Source organism: Chelatococcus sp. GCM10030263 (genome assembly GCF_042666455.1).
In the GTDB taxonomy this organism is placed as follows: Bacteria; Pseudomonadota; Alphaproteobacteria; order Rhizobiales; family Beijerinckiaceae; genus Chelatococcus.
This window is the reverse complement of the sequence record NZ_JBHTDB010000008.1, coordinates 238028-261642: the sequence shown is the minus strand read 5'-3', so window position 1 is coordinate 261642 and position 23615 is coordinate 238028. Positions and strand designations below refer to the sequence as shown.

Here is a 23615-nt window from a genome sequence, read left to right as displayed (position 1 = left end):
GCCGTGGCTCCCCAGGTCATTTTGCTTTATGCATTCGCCGGATGAACACCACCAGGCTGGATCATGACGGGCGACAGCTGAACCGCGGTGCGAGCGCCGGGGACGATACGGCAACGCCCTTGGACTTCGTCGAGCTGTGTCGCAGTCAGTCGCTGCTGGTGAGAGACGATCCGCAGGAAGACGCGGTTCTGCTCTGGATCGAAGCCGCAGCTGATCGTCAAGATTGGACCTGAGAGACAGCAGCGGCGTGCCCTCCCTCCTCTTCCTCGTCACCGAAGATTGGTTTTTCGCCTCGCATTTCCTGCCGATGGCGCGGCAGGCGCGCGCCATGGGGCTCGACGTGCTGGTGGTGACGCGTGTGCGCAATCATCGCGAGGCGATCGAGGCAACGGGCGCGCGCGTCATTCCGCTGGAGGCCGAGCGCAAGAGCCTCAATCCGCTCGCGGTCGTCGGTCAGCTCGCGGCGCTGGCGCGCATCCTCAAGAAGGAAAGGCCGGCGATCCTCCATTGCATCGCGCTCAGGCCGATCCTCGTCGGCGGCATTGCGGCGCGCTTCGCCGGTATGCGCAACCGGGTCTATGCCTTGACCGGGTTCGGCTTCTTCGGCGCGCGGCGTGATCTCGTCGGCCGCACCGCGCGCGCCATGCTGCGCGGCGTCTTGCGCGGACCGCTCGACGGGCCGGGGACGCGCTTTCTCTTCGAGAACGAGGATGATGCCGCGGCGCTCGGGCTTGACCCGAAAGGCGCCGAGGTTCTCGTCGTCGGAGGCGCCGGCGTCGATCCCGACGCCTATCCTGCCGCGCCGCTGCCGGTGATGCCGCCGCTGAAGATCGCGGTCGTGGCGCGCATGCTCTGGTCGAAGGGCGTCGACCTTGCCGTGGAGGCCGTGCGCCGGGCGCGCGCCGAGGGTGCCGATGTGACTCTCTCGCTTTACGGCGCGCCGGATGCCTCGAACCCGAAAGCGATTCCGGAGGAGCGCCTCAGGGCCTGGGCGACGCATAAGGGCATCGAATGGCACGGGCGCACGGCGGATGTCGCCGCCGTCTGGCGCGACCACCACGTCTGCTGTCTTCCCTCGCGCGGCGGAGAGGGCCTGCCGCGCAGTCTCCTCGAAGGGGCCGTGTCGGGCCGGGCCGTGCTCACCACTAATGTGCCGGGCTGCCGCAGCCTCGTGCGCGACGGTGTCGAGGGCATCGTCGTGCCGCCCGATGTCGGGGCTCTGGCAGAGGCGATCCACAGGCTCGCGGCCGATCCGGCGCTCGTCGCACGGCTCGGCACGGCGGCACGCGAGCGCGTCCTCGAGGGCTTTACAGAGCAGCACGTCATGGATGGGGTCGGCCGGCTCTATGCGGGGCTTCTCGCGGAGGTGCCGGCGTGATCGATGACGCGCAGGCCTTCATCACGGCCCATACGCGCCTCACACCCGTGCCGCATGCGCCGGAAATCAGCCTCTATGTCGCCGACGAGGCGACGGCACTCTGGCACAAGACCGAAGAGGAAATCGGCACCATCGGCCTGCCGCCGCCCTTCTGGGCCTTCGCCTGGGCCGGCGGGCAGGCGCTCGCGCGCTATGTCCTCGACCATCCGGACCTGGTTCGCGGCCGCCGTGTGCTCGATTTCGCCGCCGGCTCCGGCCTCGTCGGCATCGCCGCTGCCCGCGCCGGCGCCGGACAGGTCATCTGTGCCGACATCGACGCTTTCGCGATCGCGGCCATTCGTCTCAACGCCGCCGCCAACGGTGTCGACGTGGCGGCTTGTGCCGGCGACATCCTCGGCTCCGACGAAGGCTGGGACGTGGTGCTCGCCGGTGACATCTTCTACGAGCGCGACCTAGCGGCGCGCGTTACCGACTGGTTGCTCAGCCTCGCAGGTCGCGGTGCGGGCGTGCTGATCGGCGATCCCGGACGGAGCTACCTCCCCAAGGACCAGCTCGACGAAGTGGCGAGCTATCAGGTGCCGGTGACGCGGACCTTGGAAGACAGCGAGATCAAGCGGTCTTCGGTGTGGTCGCTTCGGGAGTTTCCGTAAGTCACTGAAATGGAAGAGTCTTTCCGAGAATCCGGCCGTTACATGAGCTACACAATCCCTCGCTAAGGTCGCGCCGATTGTTGATCACCGGGCGGCCCTTCGGCCGCCGGCAGGAAGGGTCTCGACATGGCGACATGGATGGCTTCGTCGACGGGCGGCCGCGGCACCGGACAACTGGGCCTCACCAGCCGCCGCACGCTCCTTAAAGGGGCAGGCGTGGCAGCCGGCGCGGCAGTTTTCGCCCCGGCGCTCCTGCGGCCTGCGCGGGCGGCGAGCGAGCTGCGCATCTTCTCCTGGGCCGGCTATCTGAAGGACGACCTGCTCAAGGCCTTCGAGGCGAAGACGGGCATCACCCCGGTCCGTACGGAATTCGGCACCAACGACGAACTGCTCAATCAGCTCAAGGCGACGCAGGGCAGCGGCTTCGACATCGTCTGGCCGACCGTCGACCGCGTGCCCAATTACGTCGAGCTCGAGCTGATCCAGCCGATCGACGAAAGCAAGGTGCACTGGGACGGCGTCGTGAAATCCATTCTCGACGGTTCGGGCTCAATCGGCGCGATCGTCGGCGGCAAGCGATACCAGGTGCCCACCGACTGGGGCACGGAAGCCATCGCCTTCAACAGCAACGACGCCAAGCTGGAATATGGCAAGGCGAGCTACGGCGATCTGTGGCGGGACGACTTCGCCGGCAAGGTGACGGTGCGTGGCCATACCGCGCTCGTCGGCATCGGCCTGTGGCTCGAGGCCGAGGGCAAGCTGCCCCATCCCATGCGTGACAGCTTCAAGGACGAGGCGACAATGGTCGCCAATTACGACGTGATCATCAAGACGGCGATTGCCAACAAGAAGAAGGTCGGCCAGTTCTGGACCAACGAGAACGAGGCGCAGGGTGCCTTCCGCACCAACGGCTGCGTCATCGGCCAGAACTGGGACACGACGGCCGCGGCCCTCGCCAAGGACGGCGCGCCGGTGCGCTATGTCGCGCCGAAAGAGGGTGCGCTCGCCTGGCTCGAAGGCATCAGCATTCCGCGTGGGGCGAGCAATCTCGACAATGCCTATGCCTTCATCAACTGGCTGCTGACGCCCGAGGGCGGCGCGATGTTCGCCAACGCGAACGGCTTCAACACCGCCACGGCGGGCGTCGAACCGCTGCTGAGCCCGGAGAAGAAGGCCTTCTTCGCCCAGTCCTACCCCGGCGACGCGCTGGACAAGCTCTGGTGGTGGCCGATCCAGGACAATTGGTTCGTGTCGAAGCGCAACGAATATCAGGACCGCTTCCTGTCGGCCTGACCAGCTCAGGGCCGAACGGGGCGGGCCGCGGTCCGCCCGCGGGCGACCGGGGGACGCCATGAGCCACAGCGTCGAACTCGATCACGTCACCATGCGCTTCGGTGACGTGGCGGCCGTGCGCGACGTCAATCTTGAAATCCGCGCGGGCGAATTCTTCAGCGTGCTCGGCCCTTCGGGTTGCGGCAAGACGACGATCCTGCGGCTCGTCTGCGGCTTCGCCGAGCCGACTGCGGGCAGCATCCGCATCGGCGGGCGGGATATGCGCGGCATCGGCGCCAATCGCCGGCCAACCGCCATGATCTTCCAGAACCTCGCCCTCTTTCCGCTCATGACGGTTGCGGAGAACATCGCCTTCGGGCTCGAGGTGCGCGGCGTGCCGCGTGCCGAGCGCCGGCGCCGCGCCGAGGAGCTCCTCGCCCTCATTGCCTTGCCGGGCTATGGCGAGAAGATGGTGAGCCAGCTTTCCGGTGGGCAGAGGCAGAGGGTCGCCATCGCCCGTGCGCTCGCCGTCGAGCCGCAGGTGCTGCTCCTGGACGAGCCGCTCTCGGCGCTCGACCTCAAGCTGCGCCAGCATATGCGCGCGGAGCTTCGCGCCATCCAGAAGCGCACGGGCGTGACCTTCATCTATATCACCCACGACCAGGGCGAGGCCCTCACCATGTCCGACCGCATCGCCGTGATGAGCGGCGGTGTCGTGCAGCAGGTCGCCGCGCCCGAGGACATCTACGAGCGGCCGAGCACGCCTTTCGTCGCCTCCTTCGTCGGCGAAACCAATTGCTTCGCCGGCCATGTGGTCGCCGTGGAGGGCGACGAGGCGCGGCTCGACACGCCACTCGGGCCGCTCGTCGGGCGCAATCTGGCGCGGGTTGCGGTCGGCGACCGTGCTTCGATCTTCATCAGGCCGGAGCGTCTCGTGCTTGACGCGGCGGGGCTGTCCGCCCGGGTGAGCCACCGCAATTTCGAGGGATCCTTCGTGCATCTCGTCGCGGAGGGCCCACGCGGCGAGCCGATTACGGTGCAGCTCACAAATACCGGCGACCTACCGCCGCTTAAGCCGGGCGAGACCATCGGGCTTGCCTTCCGTCCCGACCATGCGGTCGTGCTGAAAGAGACGGGCGCCGCCCGTGGCTGAGCTCCTGCGCCGGTACGGCGGGGCGCTTTCGGCGCTGATCCTCGGCGTCGTCGTCCTGTGGCTCGTGCTCCTCGTTCTGCTGCCGCAGTTCCTGATGGTCGAGTACTCCTTCCGTCCGAACCTGCCGCCGTCGAAGATCGGCGGGGCCGAGGACGTGCTGACGCTCGCCAACTACGCCGTCCTGTGGACGAATGCGATCCACCTCGGCATCTTCGTCAAGACGATCTGGGCGAGCGTGCTCGTTACGGTGATCACCTTCGTTGTCTGCTATCCGGTGGCCTTCTATCTCGCGCAGGTGGCTCCGCCGAAGGAAGCGCCGCTCCTTCTGCTCATGCTGATCGTGCCCTTCTGGATCAACGAGGTCCTGCGCACCTTCGCCTGGTACATCGTGCTTGCCTTGAACGGTCCGCTCAACGGCGTTCTCGTCACGCTCGGCATTCTCGACCAGCCCGTGCGCTGGTATGGCAATGCGGGCGTGATCCTCGGCATGGTCTACGCCTATGTGCTCTTCATGGTCTTTCCGCTCTACAACGCCATCGAGACGCTTGACCGCAACCAGATCGAGGCGGCGCGCGACCTCGGTGCACCCTGGTGGCGCATCCACTGGCGTGTGGTCATTCCCCATGCCAAGCCCGGGATCGCCACCGGCGGGATCATGACTTTCATGCTGGCGGCCGGCAGCTATGCGGTGCCGGCGCTGCTCGGCTCCCCGAGCAGTCGCTGGTTCACCGAAATCATCTACAACTGGTTCTTCGAGGGCGGAAACTGGAACATTGGCGCCGCCTATGCCATGGTGCTCCTCGTCCTCTGCATCGCCTTCATTCTCGTCGTCCTCAGGGTCTTCCGCGTCGGCCTGGGAGACATTGCGCGATGAGAGAGCGCCTGCCCCGGCTCCTGATCCGCGGCTATCTCGCGATCTTCTTCATTTATCTCTTCCTGCCGCTCGTCATCATGAGCGCTGCGACCTTCAACGCGAGCCGCTTCCCGACGGTGACGCCGTGGCAGGGCACGACGCTCGCCTGGTTCGCGGCACTGTGGGCGGATGGCGCCATGTGGCAGGCGCTGCGGACGAGCATCGTCATCGGGCTCGGCGTCATCGCATTGTCGCTGCCAGTGGGGCTTGCCGCGGCGCTGCTCCTCGGCTCGGTGCATGCGCGGGCGCGCAGCCTGCTCTACGGCCTGATGGTCTCGCCGCTCCTCATGCCGGGTGTGATCATCGGCATTTCCACGCTCATCTTCTGGCAGCGCTTCGGCGTCCAGGGCGGCATTCTGCTGACCGTCCTCGCCCAGTCGAGCTTCATCATCGCCTATGTGATGCTGATGGTGACGGCACGCCTGCAACGCTTCGACCGCACGCTGGAGGAGGCGGCGCTCGATCTCGGCGCCAGCCATCTGCAGGTCTTCCGCCACATCACCTTGCCCTATCTCAGGCCGACGCTGCTCGCCGCCGCCCTCGTCGCCTTCCTGCAGAGCTTCGAGAATTACAACACGACGCTCTTCGTGCGCGGCATCGAGAACACGCTCACGGTCTATATCGCAACCAAGGTGCGCATCGGCATCACGCCGGCCGTCAATGCGCTCGGCCTCGTGCTCATCGCGCTGACGCTCGCGGCCGCACTCGTCTATGAGCTCCACCGGCGCCGGGCGGGCGCGGAGGAGGGCAAGGCCGGGGAGGGCAAGGCGGGGGAGGGCACGGCCCAGGCTCTCGCCGACGCCCCGGCTCCGGCGAGGCTCGCGACCGTGCCGGGCGATTAGTGCGCCACTGCGGCATCGCCGCCTCGGGGCGGCGGCCGGCGGCCGTTGTGTCGAAACCGGCCCTGTGTTAGCGCCGTCGTGATGAAGAGGATCAGCTTAGCCTCCCTGCCCGGCGACACGGTGCCGATGCTTCTGCGCCTGTGGCGCGAATGGGTGAGGCCGCACTGGCCGACGCTCGCCGTTTCGCTGGCCCTCGTCGTCGTGGTGGCGGCGACGACCGGCAGCTATCCGCTGCTCATCAACAAGGCCTTCGACGCTTTTGCGGCGCGCGACGAGCGTGCGGTGCTGCTCGCGCCCATCTTCGTGATCGTGGCGACGATGGTGCGCGGATTTGCCATGTACGGCCAGACGGTGCTGACCAACCGGGTTGTCACGCGCATCGAGGCGGACATGCAGAGCGCGCTCTATGCGCATCTCATCGATGCCGACCTGGCACAGCTCGCGCGCGAAAGTCCGGCCACGCTGACCCAGCGTTTCACGACCGATTTCACCTATATCAAGGAGGCGATGACGCGCGTCTTCACGGTGCTCCTGCGCGACGGCGCCACCGTGATCGCTCTCGTTCTCGCCATGCTGTGGATCGACCCGGTACTGACCTTGATCGCCGGGGTGGTCGCTCCCTTCGCGAGCCGCCCGATTGCCGATCTCGGCCGGCGGCTGCGCCGGGTCGCGACCTCCACCCAGGAGGAGGTGGGCGCCATGGCGAGCCTCGTCTCGGAGAGCTTGGGGGGCATACGCGTCGCCAAGACCTTCTCGCTCGAAGGCTATCTCAAGGGCCGGGCGCGCGAAGCCTTCGAGCGGGTGCGGCGGCTCAAGATGAAGGCAGCCAATGCGCGCGGCCGGCTCGATCCGCTGCTCGAGATCGCCGGTGGCCTCGCGGTGGCTGCCGTCCTCGTCTACACCGGCTGGCGCATTCTCGCCGGCACGAGCACGGTCGGCGATTTTACGGGCTTCGTGGCGGCGCTCCTCATGGCCGCGCAGCCCATCCGCACCCTCGGCAATCTCAATGCCGTCGTGCAGGAGGCGATGGCGGCGCTCAGGCGCTACTACGCGCTCATGGATCTCAAGGCCACCATCATCGACAGGCCGGGCGCGCCGCCGCTCGCTCTGACCAAGGGCGAGGTGGTCTTTTCCAGCGTCCGCTTCAGCTATAGCGGCGATGCGCTCGCCCTCGGCGGCATCGACCTCGCGCTCTCGCCGGGCCGCATGACCGCGCTGGTCGGCCGCTCCGGTTCAGGCAAGTCGACCCTCATGGCGCTCGTGCCGCGGCTCTATGACGTGACCGACGGTGCCGTTCGCATCGACGGCCAGGATGTGCGTGACGTGTCGCTCGCGAGCCTCAGGGCGGCGGTTGCGGTCGTCAGCCAGGATGTGGTCATCTTCGACGACACGGTGCGTGCCAATATCGCTTTCGGTAGGGCAGGTGCGAGTGACGAGGAAATCGTCGCGGCTGCCAAGGCGGCGGCTGCGCACGACTTCATCATGCGCCTGCCGGAAGGCTACGATACCCGCGCGGGCGACCGCGGCTCGCGCTTTTCCGGAGGCGAACGCCAGCGGCTGTCCTTGGCACGCGCCATCCTGAAGGATGCGCCGATCCTTCTTCTAGACGAGGCGACCTCGGCGCTCGATGCGGAATCGGAGCGGCTCGTGCAGGATGCCCTGGCCAAGCTCATGGTCGGTCGCACCACGCTCGTCATCGCCCATCGCCTGTCGACGGTGCGCAAGGCGGATCTCATCGTGGTCATGGATGGCGGTCGCGTGGTCGAGACGGGGCGCCACGACGCGCTGATCGCCGCGGGCGGGCTTTACGCCAATTTCCACCGGCTGCAGCTCGCCGATGATGGCGCGCTGCCGCTCGATGCCGAACCGCCGCTTACTCGCGCCGGATCAGGCGATCCACAATAAGATCGGCCCAGAAGCGCGAATGGAACTCGCGCTTCAGCCGTTCCGGATCGTAGTGGTGCTCCACCCAGGCGTAGAACTCGATGCCGCGCGCCTCGCCCTCGCGCTCGTAGAGATCGAGGAAGGCGTCGAGAATGCCGGTCTTGGCGAAGCGGAAATGGCCGTAGCGGGCCGACAGCTGGCGCTTGGCCTCGGCGGCCGGCCGTTTCTCCGCGACGAGAAGATAGAGCGCTGCCATGAAACCGGCGCGATCGGCGCCCGACTTGCAATGCACCAGCACGGGATAGGTGATGGTCGCCAGCAGGTCGCGGATCGCGAGCAGCGATTGCCGGTCGGGCGCTTCACGCGAGCGCAGCACGAATTCCTTCAGGACGAGACCCGCCGCCGCGCAGGCCTCCCGCTCCAGAGGCCAGGAGCCATAATCGCGCCCGCCGCGCAGATTGACCACCGTGCGAATACCCAACCGCGCAAAGGCCTGGATGTCGTGCGGAGCCGGCTGTGCGGACCGCCAGAACCGGTCCGTCACCCGGTGACGGTTAAGATAGATGACGCGAAATACGCCGTGGTCGACGAACAGCATGTTCGTGACCGCGCCGAACCGATGGGCGAGGCCCACGATGGGGCGGTCCCACCGGGCGGCGCGCTGCATGCGACGGGCATAGCGCAGTTCGGGCTTCAAGAGACGGTTGAGCACGGATCCTCGAAAAATGTCTCGTTCGCTGGGGCCATAGCAGGCCGACGGCGGGCGGGCAATCCTGCCGCGGCTGGCCGGAGCCCCGACCAAGGTTGCGGGCGCGTGAAGGCGACGGTCCCGATCATTTGATGCGAAATTCACGCCTCGTTGAGGAGATGGTGACGCCGGACTTGTGGAACCAGCCTGTCTCGGCTTAGAATCGAGCAATGAGAGAGCTCGTCGTCAGCATCCGCCGCCCAGTACCCGCCGATGCGGTGGGCTTGACGGACGTGCACGACGCAGCTTGGCGCGAGGCCTATCGCGGCCTCCTGCCGGGTTTGGCCTTGGAGCGGATGATCGCAAGACGCGGCCCCGGTTGGTGGCACGCCACGATCAAACGGCAGCGGCCCATTCTCGTCCTGGACCTCGGCGATCGCATCGGCGGCTATGTAAGCTATGGCCCCAGCCGTACGCTCGTGCTGCCGCAGCGCGGTGAAATCGACGAGCTCTATCTCGATCCTCTCTTTCAGGGCCTCGGCTTCGGTACCAAGCTCTTTGCGACCGCGCGCCGGGATCTCGCCTCGAACGGCCTGAAGGGCCTCGTCGTCTGGGCGCTCGCGGACAACATACGCGCCTGCCAGTTCTACGAGCGGCTCGGCGGTCGGCGCGCGGCGACGGCGCCTGCCCGGTTCAGTGGCGTCACGCTCGAGAAGGTGGCCTATACCTTCGCCTGACCCGCGACCGTCGCGGCAGGTCGATATGTTCTGCCGCGCGTCGAGCGCCGAAGGAGACGGTGACGCTCCTCGCAACCTCCCGCATTGGCCGGCGCTGCCCCGTGGCAACCGAAGCTCTAATGGGACTTGCCGCAATGGGACTTGCCGCAATGGACCCTGGCCGGCTATGAAACGCCGCCGCATGGTGCGGTGCAATAAAGCGTCAAGAGGTGGTCATGCGTCTCGAGGCCGTCAAGATCGGTCCCAATCCCCCCGATGAGGTCAATGTCGTCATCGAGGTGCCTATCGGCGGTGAGCCGATCAAATACGAGCTCGACAAAGCCGCGGGCACGCTGGTCGTGGACCGCTTCCTCTATACGGCCATGCGCTATCCGGGCAATTACGGCTTCATCCCGCACACGCTCTCAGACGACGGCGATCCCTGCGACGTGCTGGTGGCCAACACGCGGGCGATCGTCCCCGGCGCCATCATGGCCTGCCGGCCCGTCGGCGTGCTGATGATGGAGGACGAATCCGGCGGCGACGAAAAGATCATCGCGGTGCCGATCCACAAGCTCACCAAGCGCTATGACCGGGTTCAGAGCTATGAGGACCTGCCCGAGATCACGCTCAAGCAGATCGAGCATTTCTTCGAGCACTACAAGGATCTCGAGCCTGGCAAGTGGGTGAAGATCGCCCGCTGGGGTGACGCCGACGAGGCCAAGAAGCTCATTCTCGAGGCGATCGAACGCGCCAAAACGGCGGGTGAGTGAGCACAAGGCCCTTACCCTCCTCTTGCTGCAGGGCAACGGCATGTGAGAGGCGCGCGGACGTGATCCTCCCCTGAAGGGGGAGGTGGCGCCACGAAGTGGTGACGGAGGGGGGTAGTCAGCAGGCTTGACCCCACCCGTCTCCGCGCTATCGAACTCGATTTGCCGAGTTCGATAGTAACCGAAGTCGGATAAATCCGACTTCGGTCGCGCAGATCCACCCTCCCCTGAGGGGAGGGATCGGCGCTGGGCCTCCAAATGGGATTGCCCTGCCCTCAAGGGCACGCAGATTGTTCCTGCGGGAGGGCTCCGCGCGGGCAGTTCAGTCCCGCCGGCTCGCCAGCACGCGCTCAGCGATGGCGAGGTGGAGGCGCTCCACCATCTGACCGTTGAGTGAAATGGCGCCGGCTTCGGCATTCTCTGGTCGGGCGAAGGCGGCGACGATGGCTTCCGCCTCGGCGATTTCGTCCGGCGTCGGCGCGAAGGCCTCACGCGCTATGGCGATCTGGCTGGGGTGGATCACCGTCTTGCCGTCGAAGCCCCAGTCGCGGCCGTCGATGCACTCGGCCCGAAAGCCCTCGCTGTCGCCGATCGCATTATAGACGGCGTCGAGCACGGCGAGCCCATAGGCCCGGGCCGTGACGACGATCGTCGAGAGAATCGGCAGCAGGGTGGCGCGGCCGGGCTTCACCCGCAGCCGCATGTCCTTGGCGATGTCGTTGGCGCCCACGACGAGGCAATCGAGCCCCGTCCGCGGCGCAGACCCGGCGATCTCCTTCAGATTGACGATTGCGGCCGGCGTCTCGATCATGGCCCAGAGACGCACCTCCGCCGGCGCGCCATGCGCGGCGAGCGCCGCCGCGACCCGTTCGAGATCCGACGGTTCGGAGACTTTCGGCACGAGCACGGCATCGGGCCAACGGGGCGCAGCCGCCAAGGCGGCGAGATCTTCCTCGGCATAAGGCGTATCGAAGCCGTTGATGCGCACGACCACCGTGCACCCCGAAAGCGCCCCGCCATCGGCGAGGGCGTCCTGCATCTGCCGGCGGGCGAGGCCCTTCATGGCAGGCGCGACCGCATCTTCGAGGTCGAGAATGAAGGCGTCGGCCGGCAGCGACCGTGCTTTATCCAAGGCGCGCTGGTTGCTCGCCGGGATGTAGAGCACGCTGTGGAGTGGGCCGCGTGCCGGCACGGGCTTGCTCATTCCGCCGTCCAGCCGCCGTCGATCGGCAGGATCGAGCCGGTGATGGCGGCAGCCGCATCGCTCGTGAGGAAGAGCGCGAAGGCCGCGACCTGCTCGACCGTCACGAATTCCTTGGTCGGCTGAGCGGCGAGAAGGATGTTCTTCGCCTCCTGTTCGCTGATGCCGCGGGCCTTGGCCTGGTCGGGAATCTGCTTCTCGACGAGCGGCGTCCACACATAGCCGGGGCAGATGGCATTGGCGGTGATGCCGAAGGTCGCCGTCTCCAGCGCCACCACCTTGGTCAAGCCGGCGATGCCGTGCTTAGCCGCGACATAGGCGGCCTTGAAAGGGGAGGCGACGAGGGCATGGGCGGAGGCCGTGTTGATGATGCGCCCCCATTTGCGAGCCTTCATGCCGGGCACGGCGGCGCGGGTGGCATGGAAAGCCGCCGACAGGTTGAGGGCGATGATCATGTTCCACTTGTCGACGGGGAACTCCTCGATCGGCGCCACATACTGCACCCCGGCGTTGTTGACGAGGACGTCCACGGAGCCGAAGGTCTCGGTGGCCGCGGCGATCAGCTTTTCGCAATCCTCAGCTTTGGTGAGGTCGGCGGCGACATAAGCCGCCTTGACCCCGAAATCCTTCTCGATGCCGGCCCGCTCCTTCTCGATCGCATCGGCATCGCCGAAACCGTTGATCACGACATTGGCGCCGTCGCTGGCAAGCGCTCGTGCAATGGCGAGGCCGATGCCACTCGTTGAGCCGGTCACGACGGCCGTACGCGATTTCAGCGACATGATCTTACTCCCGTAGGGTGAGCCTGCACGCAATGAGAAGGCCGCCAGCCACTATCGCTTCTGGCCTTCGGGAAAGCTATCCGCCGCGAAGCGCGAGCGCAGCCGAAAATTAAACGGTCCTGCGTCACCATGAGATGACAGGACGTCATGACATTTTCGGCACGCATGCACATCTAAGGGGAGGTGGACAGTGCTACGACCCGCTTAGTTTGCGAGGCGTCGTCCATGAATTTCGGACGAGTACCCTGGAGCGAGAGGCGCCGGAGGGCTATGATCGTTCACGACAGGCCAGGATTGAGGGGCTAGGGTTGCCGCTGTGACGGTTTCCAGGCAGCAAGGAGCGGTGCGCGGCGTGTCCGTCGGGAAAGCGACAGGTCCGGACCTGCGCCAAACTGACGCGCCTCAGGCAGAGGGCGGTGGCCACGGCGAAGCTTCAACGCCTCATGCCGTCCATGTCGCCGGGCCGCATGATCATCTGCACGATCACGGGAGCGGCTGCGGCCATGCGCAGGAGCGGGCGGCCCAGGCGCCGCAGGCCCTGGCCGAGGCTGAGGCCTTATGCCGGAGCCGGGGGCTCAGGCTCACGCCCATCCGTCGCGATGTGCTCGAGGCGCTGCATGCGACCCACCGACCGCTCGGCGCCTATGACCTGGCGGAAGAACTCGCCCGGCGCAACAAGCGCCGCATGGCGCCGATCACGATCTATCGCGCGCTGGATTTTCTGCTCGAACAGGGGCTTATTCACAAGCTCGCGACGCAGAATGCCTTCGTGGCCTGCCCTCACCGACATGCTTCCGACGAAGTTGTCATCTTTCTCATCTGCGAGATCTGTGGGGGCGTCGACGAGGTTTCCTCGCCGGAACTCGGCGCCGCCATGCAGCGTATCCGACGCAAGGCCGACTTTATGCCGCGCGCGGAAGTCATGGAAATCACCGGTACCTGCGGCCACTGCAAGGCCGCCTGATCGTTCTCGTTCTGTCCAGCTCACGCCACCTTGAAGTGCGATCCCTCGGCGGATAAGAGTTTCGACGCATGACCTTCGCGCCTACGATCGTGTCCGACAGAATTCCCGAGGCGAGCGGGCCGCGACCGCGGCACAGCACCGTCGGCGTTGCCGTGGGCAATGTCATGGTCGGTGGCGGCGCGCCCATCGTCGTGCAGTCGATGACCAATACCGATACGGCCGATATTGACGGGACGGTCGCGCAGATCGCCGCGCTGGCGCGCGCCGGTTCGGAGCTCGTGCGCATCACCGTCGATCGCGGCGAGGCGGCGCGGGCCGTGCCCCATATCCGCGACAAGCTCCGGTCACGCGGCGTCACCGTGCCGATCGTCGGCGATTTCCACTTCATCGGGCACAAGCTGCTCGCCGATCATCCGGCCTGCGCCGAGGCACTCGACAAATATCGCATCAATCCCGGCAATGTCGGCTTCAAGGAAAAGAAGGACCGGCAGTTCGGCATGATCGTCGAGGAAGCGGCCCGCCGCGGCAAGGCCGTGCGGATCGGCGCCAATTGGGGCTCGCTCGACCAGGAACTGCTGACGGCGCTTATGGATGAGAATGCCCGCGCGCCACGGCCTTTGCCGGCCCGTGCCGTGACCCAGGAGGCGATGGTCCGCTCCGCGCTCCTCTCGGCCGAGCGCGCCGAGGAGATCGGCCTTGCGCGGAACCGCATCATTCTCTCGGCGAAGGTCTCCGCCATTCAGGACCTCATCGCGGTCTATCGCGAGCTCGCACGCCGCTCCGATTATGCGCTGCATCTCGGCCTCACCGAGGCGGGCATGGGCTCGAAGGGCATCGTCTCGTCCTCGGCGGCGCTCGGCATTCTGCTGCAGGAGGGCATTGGCGACACCATCCGCTATTCGCTGACGCCGGAGCCCGGTGGCGACCGCACCGTGGAGGTCAAGGCCGCGCAGGAGCTCCTGCAGACCATGGGTTTCCGCACCTTCGTGCCGCTGGTCGCGGCCTGCCCGGGTTGCGGCCGCACGACCTCGACGGTCTTCCAGGAGCTCGCCCGCGACATCCAGACATGGATCACCGACTCCATGCCGGACTGGAAAGCGCGCTATCCCGGTGTCGAGACGCTGAACGTCGCGGTCATGGGCTGCATCGTCAACGGCCCCGGTGAATCGAAACATGCCGATATCGGCATTTCTCTGCCGGGCACGGGTGAGATGCCGTCTGCGCCCGTCTTCGTCGACGGGGAGAAGGTCGCGACACTGCGCGGCCCGACGCTGGCTGCGGATTTCAAGACAATGGTCTGCGAGTATATCGAGCGTCGATTTGGCGCTGGGGAACGCCGCGCGGCCGAATGATGGTCAATACAGCAACGGTGGTCGAGGCTGCCTGCCTTGAACCAAAGCATTGTCGGCGCAAGCCGTTAGCCGCGAGATCCTGCGCGGGATGCAATCCGATCGTGTGGAACGGCTCAGCTAGTCGGGCGTTCTTCATGCCAACCGGCCTTGCCTTCAACGAGCAATGGGCCAAGAGCGGGCTTGCGCCAGATGAGTGATATCCCGGCGTCCGCCCAGGACCCGATCAACACGGCCGCAAGCCACAAGGACCGTGGCGTTCCGGCCCTGGACGAGGGCGAGCACCACGTCCAGCCGGCGAGTTACCGGGCGCTCGTGCTGGGCTCGATCGGCGTGGTCTTCGGCGATATCGGAACGAGCCCTCTCTACGCTCTGCGCGAGGCGATCGGTGTCGCCATGGGCGGCTCGCAGGTTTCGCTGCACGAGACCGTGCTCGGCGTGCTGTCGCTCATCCTATGGTCGCTCGTCCTCGTGGTGACCTTCAAATATGTGCTGATCCTGCTGCGCGCCGACAACAACGGCGAGGGCGGCACCCTCACGCTGGTCGCGCTGGCGCAACGCTCCATGAAGCGGGGGCGGGGCGCCATCCTCATGCTCGGGGCGGTGGGCGCCGCCCTCTTCTATGGCGACGCGGTGATCACGCCGGCCATCTCCGTCTTGTCGGCGGTCGAGGGCGTGAAGCTCGCGACGCCGGCGTTGGAAGCCTATGTCGTGCCGATCACCGTGGTGATCCTGATCGCGCTGTTTGCGGTGCAGAGCCGCGGCACGGGCAAGGTCGCCGCCTTGTTCGGCCCGGTGATGGCGGTGTGGTTCATCGGGCTCGCCGGGCTCGGGATCATGCATATCGCCGATCAGCCGCAGGTCTTTCAGGCGGTCAATCCGAGCCACGGCATCCGCTTCCTGATCCGCCACGCGGACATCTCGCTTTTCATTCTCGGCGCCGTCTGCCTTTCCGTCACTGGGGCCGAGGCGCTCTATGCTGATCTCGGCCATTTCGGCCGCGGGCCGATCCGCACCGCCTGGCTCGTCTTCGTCTTCCCGGCGCTCGTCCTGAACTATTTCGGCCAGGGCGCGCTCGTGCTGAGCGATCCGACAGCAGTCGAGAACCCCTTCTACCGCATGGTCCCGGGCTGGCTGCTGCTGCCCTTCGTCGGGCTTGCGACGCTTGCCACCATCATCGCCAGCCAGGCGGTGATCACCGGGGCTTTTTCGCTGTCGCGTCAGGCGATCCAGCTCGGCCTCTTGCCGCGGCTTGCGATCCGCTTCACCTCGGCGTCGCATTCCGGCCAGTTCTACATGCCGCGGGTGAATGCGCTGCTGCTCATCGGCGTGCTTCTGCTGGTCGCGCTGTTCGGCTCATCGAGCGCCCTGTCGCATGCCTATGGCATCTCGGTCTTTGGCGCGATGGTCGTCGACGGCATCCTCGCCATCCTCTTCATCTGGAAGGGCTGGCGCTGGGGCCTCCTCGGCGCCCTGGCGCTCATGCTGCCCTTCCTGTCGATCGACATCGCCTTCTTCTCCGCCAATCTGCTGAAGCTCTTTTCCGGCGGCTTCGTGCCCCTGATGCTCGCCTCCCTGCTGATCCTGGTGATGTGGACCTGGGTGAGGGGCAGCGCCATCCTCTACGCCAAGACGCGCAAAGCGGATGTCATGCTCGACGAGCTCGTGGCGATGTTGGAGAAGAGCCCGCCACACCGGGTGAAGGGCACCGCCGTGTTCCTGACGAGCGATCCCGACACGGCGCCCTCCTGCCTCCTTCACAATCTCAAGCACAACAAGGTGCTGCACGAGAAGAATGTGGTGCTGACGGTGCGCACGGCCGACACGCCGCGGGTGATGGACGAGGAGCGGGTCACCATCGAGCATGTGGCCGACAGCTTCTGGCGCGTCGAGATGACCTACGGCTACATGGAAATGCCGAACGTGCCGCGCGGTCTCGCTATCCTGCGCAAGCTAGGCTTCAAGTTCGACATCATGTCGACCTCGTTCTTCCTGTCGCGGCGTTCCATCCGGCCGTCGGCGCAGTCGGGCATGCCGGTCTGGCAGGATCGGCTGTTCATCGCGCTTGCGCGCAATGCGAGCGATGCCACGGACTTTTTCCAGATTCCGACCGGCCGCGTGGTCGAGGTCGGCACCCAGGTCGCCGTCTAGCTCCGCCGCTCGGCGGTGAAGCGGGCGGCTTCGCGCAGACCATCGGCCTCGGCCCCAAGCAGCGCGAGGGCGGCGATCGCCTCGGCGGCTGCCTTGTCGCGCATGGCGCGGGCGTCGGCGAGGCCGAGCGCATCGACGAGCGTCGCCTTGCCCTTGTCCGCATCCTTGGCCGCTCTCTTGCCGAGGGCGGCGGTGTCCGCCTCGCGGTCGAGCAGATCGTCGGCGATCTGGAAAGCCGCGCCGAGCGCCCGGCCATAGCTGACCAGCGCGCGCCGGGTCTCGGGAGCGGCTTGCCCCAGAATTGCACCCGCCTCCACCGAGAAGGCGAGAAGCGCGCCGGTTTTCATCGCCTGCAGGACACGGATGCCGGCCTCGTCCGGCGGGGTGTCGCCGTAACGCCCCTCGGCGGCGAGATCGAGGCTCTGGCCGCCGACCATGCCGCCGAGCCCGGCGGCGCGGGCAAGCCCGCGCACGAGCTCGAGCTGGGCTGCCGCAACCACACCCGGCGCGGGCGCTGCCGCCACCTCGAAGGCGAGCGTCAGCAGCGCGTCGCCGGCGAGGATGGCGGTCGCCTCGTCGAAGGCTTTGTGAACAGTGGGACGACCGCGGCGCAGATCGTCGTCGTCCATCGCCGGCAAGTCGTCATGGACGAGCGAATAGCAGTGGACGAGTTCGAGCGCGCAGGCCGCCTTGACGACACCGGGGCCCTCGCGGCCGAGAAGCCGGGCCGTCTCGATGACGAGAAAGGGTCTCAGCCGTTTGCCGCCACCGAGCACCGCGTGGCGCATCGCCGCCATCAGCCGCGGCGGGCGTGCCGTCTCGCCCACATGCACCGTGGAGTCGAGCAATTCCTCGAGCGCCGCCTCTACCATGGCCGCCGAGGCGGAAAGCCGGTCGGAAAAAGTCATGCGCCTCACCCTTGCCTCTATCCGCCTTGGCTCTGTTGGGCCAGCGGCTGGCGAATGGGCAGCCTTGTGCGCCGAATCGGTGCCGTTTTCCAGCAAAGCCGTTATCGTGATCGTCACCGGTTTCGGCGAAGCTGCCAGCCGGGACGGGAAATCCTCTCGATTCGAGACATTTAAGCCTCGTGCCGGTGGATAACCGGATTCCACTTTTTCGGTCGCCCGCTCTAAGCTGCGGATCTCGATCGCCGAGACTTTGGAGGAGCCTCAGCTTGGGCGCGGGACGGGCAGCGACCTCGGACGAGAAGGCGACGGCGACCTCGATGGGGCAGGCGAAGGGAAAACGAGCGAGGCGCCTCGGCATCCGTGGGATCCTCTGGCGGATCGTCGCCGTTCTGGTGCTCTTGCCGATCGTGCTTGCGCTCGTCTATCGCTTCGTGCCTCCCGTCTCCACCTTGATGTTGGCGCGCTGGCTGGCTTTCGAGCAAGTCGACCGCCAGTGGGTGCCGTTGTCGGAGATTGCGCCCGATCTGGCGCGCGCGGTCGTTGCCGCGGAAGATGCCCGGTTCTGCCGCCATCATGGCGTCGATTGGGTGGCGCTCAACGACGTTCTGGCGGATGCGGGCGACGACGGGCCCTCTCGCGGCGCTTCGACGATCACCATGCAAACGGTCAAGAACGTCTTTCTCTGGCCCGGCCGCTCCTATGTGCGCAAAGGGCTGGAGATCCCTCTCGCGCTCGTTGCCGATGCGCTCTGGCCGAAGCGCCGCACGCTGGAGGTCTATCTCAATGTCGCCGAATGGGGGGACGGCATTTTCGGAGCGCAGGCGGCGGCGCGTCATCATTTCGGCAAGAATGCCCGCCAGCTCACCCGCCGCGAGGCGGCGCTCCTGGCCGCCGCCCTGCCCAATCCCTTCACCCGCAACCCGCGACGACCCTCGCGCTACATGACGGTCTATGCCGGCCGAATCGGCGCCCGCATGCGCGGCACGGATGTGAGCTGCCTCGCCCAGTGACACGGCCCGACAATTTCCTGCCGAGCGGGGCTAGTCACGGCGTAGCCCAGCCTGTATAAGCCGCCATCCCATGATTTCTGGATGATCCGGGAGCAACGCGCGGCTCGCGCGAATCCACGGCTCATCGACCGGAGTTCTGCCATGGCCGTTCCGAAGAGAAAAACCTCGCCGTCGAAGCGCGGCATGCGCCGGTCCGCCGATGCGCTGAAGAAGCCGACCTATGTCGAGGACAAGGATTCGGGCGAACTGCGCCGCCCGCACCATGTCGACCTCAAGACCGGCATGTATCGCGGCCGCCAGGTGCTGAAGCCGCGCGCCGAGGCCTAAGCGGCTCACAATCCCGTCATTCGTGACCACTGAAAAGCTCGGCCTGCGGCCGAGCTTTTCGCGTTGGGGAACCTACGGCGCCGCGTGCCGTTCTCCCAGTGAGCGGCCGTGGCGGGCTCTGCCAAATTGTGCATATCGCAGTACCGGGCGCCCCTCCGTTGAGCCTTTGTTAACCATTTTGGCGGAGCATTGCCTATAATGCCTCCGACCCGCTCGGGCGCAGATCTTCGTGAGGTTTGCATCGCGCGGGGGACTGAAGCAGTGCAGCCCATGACGACGGCTTTCAACCGCGCATCGATGGCGCAGGCAGGTGACCTCAGGCCGACCGGGGAAACCGCCGCCGGCCCGGTCGGCGCCGTTACCGGCTGGCCGACCCTCGTCAGCGCAGTCGACGCCGACCTGCGCGAGGCTGCCAAGGCGCGCACGCCCCTTACACTGCTCATCCTGGCCATCGACAATCTCGACGAGATCAACCGCGAGGTCGGCAGCCGCGATGCCGATGACGTCCTCGGCGCGGTCGCGGTGAAGCTCGCGCGCGCCGTCCGGCGACGCGATCGCATTATCCGCTATGCCGGCAACCGCTTTGCGGTCCTTCTCCGGTCATGCCCTGTGGCTGAGGTCGGCGGAGTGGCCGAGCGCATGGCGCGCGCCGTCGAACGGACGCCGGTGACCACGCCGCATGGCTCTGTCCGAGTGCGGCTGCGGATGGGGGCTGCAGAGGTGTCGGACCAAGCCGCGGATGCCGAAACCGTGTCGCGCCATGCCCGCGACGCGCTCCGGGCCGCCAAGAACGCGCCGGGCGACCGCGCGCTGGTGGCTCATGGTTCCGCCTTGAACGTCGCGCGGGTGCGGTTGGTCGAGCGGCAGAACGACGCGATCGACCCCGTGCAGCTTCTCAACGAACAGCGGCTGATGCTCGCGGGACAGCCGATCGTGTCGGCGACGGATCGCAGCATCGCCTTTCATGAAGCGCTGGTTCGGGTCCGTCTGGCCGAGGGCCCGATCATGGGCGCCGCCGAGGCGGTGCCGCTCGCCGAGCGGCACGGGGTCATTCCCCTGTTTGACTACCGGGTGCTGCAGCTCGCCATCGATCACCTCAACCGCAATCCGGGCACGCGGCTCGCCATCAATATGTCGCCGCTGACACTATGCGATGCCGGCTCGTGGACCGCTTTCACGGCCCATCTCGGCGCCCATGCGGCGCTTGCCGAGCGGCTCATCATCGAACTCACCGAAACGGCGGCGATCGAGGACCCCACGGGAGTCCGGGGACGGCTCGCAGCCCTGAAGCGCCTGGGCGTGACGATCGCCATCGACGATTTCGGCTCCGGCCACACCTCATTTCGCCATCTGCGCAGCTTCCCGGTCGATATTCTCAAGATCGACGGCAGCTTCGTCGCCAATCTGGCGCATTCGCGCGAAGACCGCTATTTCACGCGGATGCTGGTGGAACTCGCGCAGCATCTCGGCATCGAGACGGTTGCCGAATGGGTCGGCGACGAGGACACGGCGAGAACGCTCACCGATTGGGGCGTGACCTATCTCCAGGGCGATCATATCGGCCCGGCCCAATTGTGGGAGGTCGAAAGGCCCCTGGCGCGCGACCGGCGCAGGACGAAGTTCGGACCGGTGGTCCAGCGACACGCAAGCTGACGGCTGAGCGTGCCTATTCCTTGCCGAGCCGGTCGAGACGCGCCTGCATCTCCGAGACTTGCCGCTTCAATTCCGTAAGGTCGTCCGTGCTGGGGGGCTGCGTAGGGGCAGGCGCAGGCTCCGCGGTGCCGTTGGCCGCGCCGTTGCCGGTGCTGTGCGGGGCGCCGCCGGCTGCGCCGGTGAAGGGCGTGAACAGCCGCAAAGCCTCGCTGAACATGACCATATTGGCACGCACCTGCTCCTCCATCGCCTGAAAGGCGGCGGCCGGGCCGAAGGTCTGGCTCATGGTCTCGCGGAGCTTCTGCTGGTCGCGGGTCAGATTATCGATGGAGAATTCCAGATACCGCGGCACCAGCGCCTGCATGCTGTCGCCGTAGAAACGAATGAGCTGGCGCAGGAAGGTGACGGGCAGGAGGTGCTGGCCCTGCTTGTTCTCTTCTTCGAATATGATCTGCGTCAGGACGGACCGGGTAATATCCTCGCCGGTCTTTGCATCGAAAACGACGAAATCCTCACCCGTGCGGACCATCGCGGCCAGATCTTCCAATGTCACATAGGTGCTGGATCCTGTGTGATAGAGGCGTCGATTTGCGTATTTCTTGATGACGACCGGCTTCGTTTCACTCGACATGGCTGCCTTTGTCCGATGCGATTCAGCCCGCACGCGCCGCCCTCCCCGGTTCGGATGCTGCGTTGCGGCGGCTCCCCAGAGAAAGGATATGACGTAATAGCAGTGTCGGAAACTCATTTGTTCGCGACAGTCTTGGCGAAGCGCCCTGGATCGAGGGAAGCCGCTTGACGGTTGGGACCCGCACTCGCCAAATACAGGGCAAGAGCAAATTTTTGCGGCGCACATAATCAGCACCACGGGAGACTTGCACCATGGCCTCAGACGACATCGTCATCGTGGGCGCGGCCCGCACCGCGGTCGGCTCCTTCAACGGAGCCTTCGCCAGCATGGCCGCCCACGAGCTCGGCGCGGTAGCGATCACCGCTGCGCTGGAACGGGCGGGCGTTGCCGTCGCGGAGGTGGACGAGGTCATTCTCGGCCAGGTGCTTGCGGCCGCACAGGGACAGAACCCGGCCCGCCAGGCGGCGATGAAGGCGGGCATTCCCGTCGAAAAGACGGCCTGGGGGCTCAATCAGGTCTGCGGCTCGGGGCTGCGCGCCGTGGCGATCGGCATGCAGCAGATCGCCAATGGCGATGCCGACATCATCGTCGCCGGCGGCCAGGAATCCATGAGCCTTGCGCCGCATGCGGCGCATCTCCGGGCCGGCACGAAATTCGGCAACATCGACTTCATCGACACGATGATCAAAGACGGGCTGTGGGATGCTTTCCACGGCTATCACATGGGCGTGACGGCGGAGAATGTCGCGACCAAGTGGCAGATTTCGCGCGAGGAGCAGGACCACTTCGCGGTCGGCTCGCAGAACAAGGCGGAGGCGGCTCGCAAGGAGGGACGCTTCCGGGAGGAGATCGCGCCTGTCACCCTTTCGACGCGCAAGGGCGATATCGTCGTCGACACCGACGAATATATCCGGGATGGGGCGACCTATGACGCTATGGCCAAGCTGAAGCCGGCATTCGCCAAGGAGGGCACGGTGACCGCTGCCAATGCGTCCGGTCTCAACGACGGTGCGGCCGCCGTCGTGCTGATGACCGCGGCGGCGGCGGCCCGGCGCGATCTGAAGCCGCTCGCCCGTATCGCGAGCTGGGCGACGGCGGGTGTCGAACCCGCCGTCATGGGCTCGGGCCCCATTCCCGCCGCCCGCAAGGCTCTTGCCAAGGCGGGCTGGAACGTGGGTGATCTCGACCTCATCGAGGCCAATGAGGCCTTTGCCGCGCAGGCTATCGCCGTCAATCGCGACCTCGGGTGGGATACGGACAAGGTCAATGTCAATGGTGGGGCGATCGCGATCGGACATCCGATCGGCGCGTCGGGAACACGCATTCTCGTCACGCTCCTCCACGAGATGCAGCGCCGGGACGCCAAGAAAGGGCTTGCGACGCTTTGCATCGGCGGCGGCATGGGGATTGCTTTGACCGTGGAGCGTTGACGCCGGCCTTTTTTGGCCCGGCGTGCCGGCGGGTCCTGTGGCATAACGCGTGAAGACTCGTCCGAGAACGAGCGGTTGGAGTGACGGGAGGTGACATGGCGAGGGTAGCGGTCGTGAGTGGCGGCACGCGGGGGATCGGTGCTGCCATCTCGAAAGCCTTGCACACGGCCGGCTACAGGGTGGCTGCGACCTATGTCGGCAACGAGCAGGCGGCCTCCGCCTTCACGGCCGAGAGCGGCATCCCGGCGTACCGATGGGACGTCGGCGATCCGGAGGCCTGCTCGACGGGCCTTGCCCGCGTGGCGGAGGATCTCGGCCCGATCGAGGTGTTGGTGAACAACGCGGGCATCACCCGCGATTCCATGTTCCACCGCATGACCTTCGACCAGTGGTCGTCGGTCATGCGGGCCGATCTCGACAGCCTCTTCTGCATGACGCGGCCGGTGATCGAGGGCATGCGCACGCGGGGCTTTGGCCGGATCATCAATATCTCCTCCATCAACGGCCAGAAGGGGCAGGTTGGGCAGGTCAATTATTCCGCCGCCAAGGCTGGCGCCATCGGCTTCACCAAGGCGCTCGCGCAGGAGAATGCGCCGAAGGGCATCACCGTGAACTGCATCTGCCCCGGCTATATCGATACCGACATGGTCGCGGCCGTGCCGCCCGAAACGCTCGCCAAAATCGTTGCGGGCATACCGGTCGGTCGCCTCGGCAAGGCCGAGGAGGTCGCGGAGGCCGTGCTTTACCTCGCCTCTGAAAAAGCGGGCTTCATCACCGGTTCCGTGCTCACCATCAATGGTGCCCAATATTTAGCCAACGGCTGACGGTTCGCGCATGACGCCGCCTTTAACGATGTCGCGTGCCGGGCTGGCCGATCACATATGATCGGCGAACGCGATTACCTCTTGCGGCATGCGGGAAGGGGTTCGGACGCGAAGTGGCC

The 23615-nt window shown here is 66.3% G+C and carries 24 protein-coding genes; 19 read left to right on the top strand and 5 right to left on the bottom strand.

The window, feature by feature from the left end; genetic code table 11:
* Positions 1 to 41: 41 nt before the first annotated feature.
* The 8 genes from ACFQU1_RS18725 to ACFQU1_RS18690 all read left to right on the top strand — a co-directional run bounded on the left by ACFQU1_RS18725 (position 42) and on the right by ACFQU1_RS18690 (position 8113).
* Positions 42 to 233, top strand: coding sequence for an antitoxin MazE-like protein (locus tag ACFQU1_RS18725; RefSeq protein ID WP_378135443.1), 192 nt, complete (start codon positions 42 to 44; stop codon positions 231 to 233).
* Complete coding sequence (locus ACFQU1_RS18720) at positions 224 to 1378, top strand: glycosyltransferase family 4 protein (protein ID WP_378135441.1); 1155 nt, start codon at positions 224 to 226, stop codon at positions 1376 to 1378. Before ACFQU1_RS18725 ends, ACFQU1_RS18720 begins: the two co-directional genes overlap by 10 nt.
* Positions 1375 to 2028, top strand: a complete 654-nt coding sequence (locus ACFQU1_RS18715; protein WP_378135439.1) for a class I SAM-dependent methyltransferase — start codon at positions 1375 to 1377, stop codon at positions 2026 to 2028. Before ACFQU1_RS18720 ends, ACFQU1_RS18715 begins: the two co-directional genes overlap by 4 nt.
* Positions 2029 to 2166: 138 nt before the next feature.
* Positions 2167 to 3321, top strand: a complete 1155-nt coding sequence (locus tag ACFQU1_RS18710; RefSeq protein WP_378135437.1) for an extracellular solute-binding protein — start codon at positions 2167 to 2169, stop codon at positions 3319 to 3321.
* Positions 3322 to 3379: 58 nt separating this feature from the next.
* Positions 3380 to 4453, top strand: coding sequence for an ABC transporter ATP-binding protein (locus tag ACFQU1_RS18705; RefSeq protein WP_378135435.1), 1074 nt, complete (start codon positions 3380 to 3382; stop codon positions 4451 to 4453).
* Positions 4446 to 5327 (top strand): ABC transporter permease, encoded by an 882-nt coding sequence (locus ACFQU1_RS18700; RefSeq protein ID WP_378135433.1) that lies wholly within the window; start codon positions 4446 to 4448, stop codon positions 5325 to 5327. The genes ACFQU1_RS18705 and ACFQU1_RS18700 overlap by 8 nt, the downstream gene beginning before the upstream one ends.
* Positions 5324 to 6208, top strand: coding sequence for an ABC transporter permease (locus tag ACFQU1_RS18695; RefSeq protein ID WP_378135431.1), 885 nt, complete (start codon positions 5324 to 5326; stop codon positions 6206 to 6208). Before ACFQU1_RS18700 ends, ACFQU1_RS18695 begins: the two co-directional genes overlap by 4 nt.
* 81 nt (positions 6209 to 6289) lie before the next feature.
* Positions 6290 to 8113 carry an ABC transporter ATP-binding protein gene (locus tag ACFQU1_RS18690; RefSeq protein ID WP_378135429.1) on the top strand — a complete coding sequence of 608 codons (1824 nt, stop codon included), beginning with the start codon at positions 6290 to 6292 and terminating at the stop codon, positions 8111 to 8113.
* Here the strand turns inward: ACFQU1_RS18690 and ACFQU1_RS18685 are convergent.
* Positions 8082 to 8804 (bottom strand): tyrosine-protein phosphatase, encoded by a 723-nt coding sequence (locus tag ACFQU1_RS18685; RefSeq protein ID WP_378135427.1) that lies wholly within the window; start codon positions 8802 to 8804, stop codon positions 8082 to 8084. The genes ACFQU1_RS18690 and ACFQU1_RS18685 overlap by 32 nt on opposite strands.
* A gap of 206 nt (positions 8805 to 9010) precedes the next feature.
* Here ACFQU1_RS18685 and ACFQU1_RS18680 point away from each other — a divergent pair, with 206 nt between their 5' ends.
* Positions 9011 to 9517, top strand: a complete 507-nt coding sequence (locus ACFQU1_RS18680) for a GNAT family N-acetyltransferase (protein WP_378135425.1) — start codon at positions 9011 to 9013, stop codon at positions 9515 to 9517.
* A gap of 215 nt (positions 9518 to 9732) precedes the next feature.
* On the top strand, positions 9733 to 10269 hold the full coding sequence (gene ppa, locus ACFQU1_RS18675; protein ID WP_378135423.1) for an inorganic diphosphatase: 537 nt from the start codon (positions 9733 to 9735) through the stop codon (positions 10267 to 10269).
* 319 nt (positions 10270 to 10588) lie between these two features.
* Here the strand turns inward: ppa and ACFQU1_RS18670 are convergent, their stop codons facing one another.
* Both ACFQU1_RS18670 and ACFQU1_RS18665 read right to left on the bottom strand, forming a co-directional pair.
* Positions 10589 to 11470: an HpcH/HpaI aldolase/citrate lyase family protein gene (locus tag ACFQU1_RS18670; RefSeq protein WP_378135420.1), complete on the bottom strand. Its 882-nt coding sequence runs from the start codon at positions 11468 to 11470 to the stop codon at positions 10589 to 10591.
* A complete protein-coding gene (locus ACFQU1_RS18665; protein WP_378135418.1) occupies positions 11467 to 12249 on the bottom strand; it encodes a 3-hydroxybutyrate dehydrogenase in 783 nt (260 codons plus the stop codon). Before ACFQU1_RS18665 ends, ACFQU1_RS18670 begins: the two co-directional genes overlap by 4 nt.
* 352 nt (positions 12250 to 12601) lie before the next feature.
* Here ACFQU1_RS18665 and ACFQU1_RS18660 point away from each other — a divergent pair, with 352 nt between their 5' ends.
* The 3 genes from ACFQU1_RS18660 to ACFQU1_RS18650 all read left to right on the top strand — a co-directional run bounded on the left by ACFQU1_RS18660 (position 12602) and on the right by ACFQU1_RS18650 (position 16713).
* Positions 12602 to 13213 (top strand): Fur family transcriptional regulator, encoded by a 612-nt coding sequence (locus ACFQU1_RS18660; RefSeq protein ID WP_378135416.1) that lies wholly within the window; start codon positions 12602 to 12604, stop codon positions 13211 to 13213.
* Positions 13214 to 13281: 68 nt separating this feature from the next.
* A complete protein-coding gene (ispG, locus tag ACFQU1_RS18655) occupies positions 13282 to 14565 on the top strand; it encodes a flavodoxin-dependent (E)-4-hydroxy-3-methylbut-2-enyl-diphosphate synthase (protein ID WP_378135414.1) in 1284 nt (427 codons plus the stop codon).
* A gap of 189 nt (positions 14566 to 14754) precedes the next feature.
* Positions 14755 to 16713, top strand: a complete 1959-nt coding sequence (locus ACFQU1_RS18650; protein WP_378135412.1) for a potassium transporter Kup — start codon at positions 14755 to 14757, stop codon at positions 16711 to 16713.
* On the opposite strand, the gene ACFQU1_RS18645 is transcribed toward ACFQU1_RS18650, so the two are convergent.
* On the bottom strand, positions 16710 to 17621 hold the full coding sequence (locus ACFQU1_RS18645) for a polyprenyl synthetase family protein (protein WP_378135410.1): 912 nt from the start codon (positions 17619 to 17621) through the stop codon (positions 16710 to 16712). The two genes, ACFQU1_RS18650 and ACFQU1_RS18645, sit on opposite strands and share 4 nt — an antisense overlap.
* Here ACFQU1_RS18645 and ACFQU1_RS18640 point away from each other — a divergent pair.
* The 4 genes from ACFQU1_RS18640 (at position 17620) to ACFQU1_RS18625 (ending at position 20611) form a co-directional block, all read left to right on the top strand.
* Positions 17620 to 17814 carry a hypothetical protein gene (locus ACFQU1_RS18640; RefSeq protein ID WP_378135408.1) on the top strand — a complete coding sequence of 65 codons (195 nt, stop codon included), beginning with the start codon at positions 17620 to 17622 and terminating at the stop codon, positions 17812 to 17814. The two genes, ACFQU1_RS18645 and ACFQU1_RS18640, sit on opposite strands and share 2 nt — an antisense overlap.
* Before the next feature lie 124 nt (positions 17815 to 17938).
* A complete protein-coding gene (mtgA, locus tag ACFQU1_RS18635; RefSeq protein WP_378135520.1) occupies positions 17939 to 18631 on the top strand; it encodes a monofunctional biosynthetic peptidoglycan transglycosylase in 693 nt (230 codons plus the stop codon).
* 141 nt (positions 18632 to 18772) lie between these two features.
* On the top strand, positions 18773 to 18958 hold the full coding sequence (gene rpmF, locus ACFQU1_RS18630) for a 50S ribosomal protein L32 (protein WP_378135406.1): 186 nt from the start codon (positions 18773 to 18775) through the stop codon (positions 18956 to 18958).
* A 270-nt stretch (positions 18959 to 19228) separates the two neighbouring features.
* The gene (locus ACFQU1_RS18625) at positions 19229 to 20611 is read left to right on the top strand and encodes an EAL domain-containing protein (protein ID WP_378135404.1); all 1383 of its coding nucleotides are present in this window, start codon (positions 19229 to 19231) and stop codon (positions 20609 to 20611) included.
* A 13-nt stretch (positions 20612 to 20624) separates the two neighbouring features.
* Here ACFQU1_RS18625 and phaR read toward each other — a convergent pair whose 3' ends face one another.
* A complete protein-coding gene (phaR, locus tag ACFQU1_RS18620; protein ID WP_378135402.1) occupies positions 20625 to 21242 on the bottom strand; it encodes a polyhydroxyalkanoate synthesis repressor PhaR in 618 nt (205 codons plus the stop codon).
* Positions 21243 to 21493: 251 nt separating this feature from the next.
* Between phaR and ACFQU1_RS18615 the strand changes: the two genes are divergently transcribed.
* Both ACFQU1_RS18615 and phbB read left to right on the top strand, forming a co-directional pair.
* Complete coding sequence (locus ACFQU1_RS18615; protein WP_378135400.1) at positions 21494 to 22672, top strand: acetyl-CoA C-acetyltransferase; 1179 nt, start codon at positions 21494 to 21496, stop codon at positions 22670 to 22672.
* A gap of 95 nt (positions 22673 to 22767) precedes the next feature.
* Complete coding sequence (gene phbB / locus ACFQU1_RS18610; RefSeq protein ID WP_378135398.1) at positions 22768 to 23496, top strand: acetoacetyl-CoA reductase; 729 nt, start codon at positions 22768 to 22770, stop codon at positions 23494 to 23496.
* The last annotated feature ends 119 nt before the right edge of the window (positions 23497 to 23615 follow it).